At 69.1% G+C, this 807-nt stretch carries 1 protein-coding gene; it reads left to right on the top strand.

The genetic code is table 11. From position 1 onward, the window contains the following. On the top strand, positions 1–807 hold an 807-nt coding region (locus CH341_RS20510), incomplete at both ends, for a DEAD/DEAH box helicase family protein (protein WP_245431162.1).

The following is an 807-nucleotide window of genomic DNA, read 5'->3' as shown; positions in this document are numbered from 1 at the left end:
GGCGTCCAGCGCGGCCGCCGGCTCCTACGGACGTCTGGCGTTCAGCCACGGCGGTCGCGGCACCCAATGGGTGATGAGCCGGGTGGCGCCGCACGTCGCGCTGCGGCTCAAGAGCGTGTTCCCCCGCATCGACAAGGCGACGACCGGCCGCTTCTGCTTCGACGACTCGCCGATCGTCTGCGCCGATCTCGACTGGTTCCTGTCGCGCTACCCGATGGACATGACGGCGGCCGACCGGCGCAGGCTGACCCGCGAGCGCCACCGTTTCGAGACGAGCCGGGCCGAGTTCGAGACAATCCTGCTGCCCGACTGGCGGCCCGCCGCGCGGACCAGCCTGCGAGCCGACCGGCGCGCCTTCGCCTTCCAGGAGAAGGCGATCGAGATCGCGGTCCGGATGCGCCGCCTGCTCGTGCTCGACGAGGGCGGCATGGGCAAGACCATCACGGGCACCGGCATCATGGTCCGGGCCGGCCTGTTTCCGGCGGCCGTGGTCGTGCAGGCGCATCTGGCCAGCCAGTGGGCGGAGCGCATCGCCGAGTTCTCGACGCTGCGCGTCCACGTCATCAAGTCGACCACCCCCTACGAACTCCCGGAGGCCGACGTCTACGTGTTTCGTTATTCCAATATCGCGGGTTGGGTGGACATCGCCGGCCAGGGCGTCTTCCGGGTCGTGCTGTTCGACGAGATTCAGGAGCTGCGCCGGGGCGGCAACGCACAGAAGGGCAAGGCTGGAAAGGTCTTCGTCCGGAACGCCGCCATCCGGGTCGGCCTCACCGCGACGCCGATCTACAACTACGGCGACGAGAT

The sequence above is a fragment of the Rhodoplanes roseus genome, from assembly GCF_003258865.1.
GTDB lineage: Bacteria > Pseudomonadota > Alphaproteobacteria > Rhizobiales > Xanthobacteraceae > Rhodoplanes > Rhodoplanes roseus.
This window is presented reverse-complemented; position numbering and strand designations above follow the sequence as displayed.